Origin of the sequence: Psychrobacter sp. I-STPA6b (genome assembly GCF_020662265.1) — a bacterium.
Lineage (GTDB): Bacteria > Pseudomonadota > Gammaproteobacteria > Pseudomonadales > Moraxellaceae > Psychrobacter.
The window spans coordinates 1-3,412 of record NZ_VEWM01000025.1; the positions used below are offsets into that span (position 1 = coordinate 1).

Below are 3,412 nucleotides of genomic sequence, written 5' to 3' on the forward strand. Positions count from 1 at the left end.
TAATACTTGACTTATTTTAGCATAGGTTACAGTAAATCAGATTTTTCTTATCTATATATTGTACGAGGAATTTAAGCATATCTAGTACTATACCGTACCTTATTTAGTCCTGATGCTGTAAAAACTATATGGTCTTAATGACATGCATATCTATTACTATACCGTACCACTTGAGTTTGCTCAACACAATAATATAAATGTCTTAATGACATGCATATCTTGTACTATACCGTACCTCTTGTATTTTATAGCCCTTATTTTATAAGGCTTTCCACTTATAAAATTCGGGATATGGGTAGACACACCCTAATACTTAACCTATTTTAGCATAGGTTACAGTAAATCTAATATTTCTTATCTATATATTATATTGTGCTAGGAATTTAAGCATATCTTGTACTATACCGTACCCAGTCCAAAACGAATTATCCGACATTACTAGAGTCTTAATGACATGCATATCTTGTACTATACCGTACCTCTTGTATTTTATAGCCCTTATTCTATAAGGCTTTCCGCCGATAAAATTCGGGATATGGGTAGATATACCCTAATATTTAACTTATTTTAGCATAGGTTACAGTCATGCAGATATTTCTTAGCTATATATTGCACTAGGGATTTAAGCATATCTTGTACTATACCGTACCTCTTGTGTTTTATAGCCCTTATTTTACAAAGCTTCCCACCGATAAAATTCGGGATATGGGTAGATACACCCTAATACTTGACTTGTTTTAGCTTAGGTCACAGTCATGCAAAAATTTCTTATCTATATATTGTGCTAGGAATTTAAGCATATCTTGTACTATACCGTACCCATACGGAAAGAACAGAGGTTCGCTCACCTAGTCTTAATGACATGCATATCTTGTACTATACCGTACCCCTTTCTTGTAAGTGGCTAATAGTTTTTATAAGTCTTAATGACATGCATATCTTGTACTATACCGTACCTCTTGTGTTTTATAGCCCTTATTTTATAAGGCTTTCCGCCGATAAAATTCGGGATATGGGTAGATACACCCTAATACTTGACTTATTTTAGCATAGATCACAGTAAATCAGATATTTCTTAGCTGTATATTGTGCTAGGAGCTTAAGCATATCTTGTACTATACCGTACCATTTTTAAAAAGGAGTAATTCCTAGGAAAAGTCTTAATGACATGCATATCTTGTACTATACCGTACCTCTTGTATTTTATAGCCCTTATTCTATAAGGCTTTCCACTTATAAAATTCGGGATATGGGTAGATACACCTTAATACTTGACTTATTTTAGCATAGGTTACAGTAAATCAGATTTTTCTTATCTATATATTGTACGAGGAATTTAAGCATATCTAGTACTATACCGTACCTTATTTAGTCCTGATGCTGTAAAAACTATATGGTCTTAATGACATGCATATCTATTACTATACCGTACCACTTGAGTTTGCTCAACACAATAATATAAATGTCTTAATGACATGCATATCTTGTACTATACCGTACCTCTTGTATTTTATAGCCCTTATTTTATAAGGCTTTCCACTTATAAAATTCGGGATATGGGTAGACACACCCTAATACTTAACCTATTTTAGCATAGGTTACAGTAAATCTAATATTTCTTATCTATATATTATATTGTGCTAGGAATTTAAGCATATCTTGTACTATACCGTACCCAGTCCAAAACGAATTATCCGACATTACTAGAGTCTTAATGACATGCATATCTTGTACTATACCGTACCTCTTGTATTTTATAGCCCTTATTCTATAAGGCTTTCCGCCGATAAAATTCGGGATATGGGTAGATATACCCTAATACTTAACTTATTTTAGCTTAGGTCACAGTAAATCAGATATTTCTTAGCTATATATTGTGCTAGGAATTTAAGCGTATCTTGTACTATACCGTACCATTAAAAATAAAAAAGGGAGCTTGTTTATATATGTCTTAATGACATGCATATCTTGTACTATACCGTACCTCTTGTATTTTATAGCCCTTATTTTATAAGGCTTTCCGCCGATAAAATTCGGGATATGGGTAAATATACCCTAATACTTAACTTATTTTAGCTTAGGTCACAGTAAATCAGATATTTCTTAGCTATATATTGTGCTAGGAATTTAAGCGTATCTTGTACTATACCGTACCAGAGCGATAATCAAACTTATCGTTTTCAAGCGTCTTAATGACATGCATATCTTGTACTATACCGTACTCTTGTATTTTATAGCCCTTATTTTATAAGGCTTTTCACCAATAAAATTTGGGATGTGGGTAGATACACCCTAATACTTGACTTGTTTTAGTATAGGTTACAGTCATGCAAATATTTCTTAGTTATATATTGTGCTAGGGATTTAAGCATATCTTGTACTATACCGTAACCGTACCGAGGCTGAAAATGCCTACTTCCAAAAACTAAAGTCTTAATGACATGCATATCTAGTACTATACCGTACTCTTGTATTTTATAGCCCTTATTTTATAAGGCTTTCCGCCGATAAAATTCGGGATATGGGTAGATACACTCTAATAATTAACCCATTTTAGCTTAGGTCACAGTCATGCAAAAATTTCTTATCTATATATTGTGCTAGGAATTTAAGCATATCTTGTACTATACCGTACCCATACGGAAAGAACAGAGGTTCGCTCACCTAGTCTTAATGACATGCATATCTTGTACTATACCGTACTCTTTTTAAATCGTAAATCTGATAAAAATCTCTGTGGCTTGTGAGTAAGCATTTTATCTAATCGGCTGTTATACAGAATTTGCGATACTCTCTAATTTTCTTTTAAAATCTTCAATTTTTTCTATAAAGATATTTATTTCTAGTCTTAACGAGTTGATGTGGATTTCTATAACCTTACCTGTTTCTTTTAATAAATTCTTATTCTCATTTGATAAGTATTTAACATATTCAGCACTGTCTATACATTGACAATATGATTTCATAGATATTTCAATTTTTTCATTAGTTTCTTTTAATATATCTATAAAATTCTGGATATGATTTATACAGCCACGTAAGCTTAAATTATTATTTTCTTCATAGTTCAATATTTTTATCTGTGAACTTAAATTAATATCTATTTTTTTATTTATATATGATTTTTTTATAAAATACTCAATGTTTTTCTCAATGAATTTTTTATCTGATTCTAAATAATTTTTAATTTCTTTTATTTTAAAGTTGGTGTCTTGGCAAATATTTGAAAATTGTTTAAAAGTATTTTCAATTTCCTTATTGAATTCTTCTGATAAACCCTTAATTTTAAAATATAAATGAAGTATTTTATCCATATCTTCATGTATTATATTTTTTGATTTACAGTTGTCTGGATTTTTTAAATTAAAACTATTTATCAAAATAAATTCACTTATCCTAGAAAGTCTATTTG

Annotated in this window: 1 protein-coding gene; it reads right to left on the bottom strand. The window is 30.7% G+C overall.

Translation table 11 applies throughout. The features are described from left to right. Window positions 1–2,771: 2,771 nt before the first annotated feature. The coding region (locus FHK88_RS03470; protein ID WP_264480590.1) for a hypothetical protein at window positions 2,772–3,412 on the bottom strand (641 nt) is incomplete at its 5' end.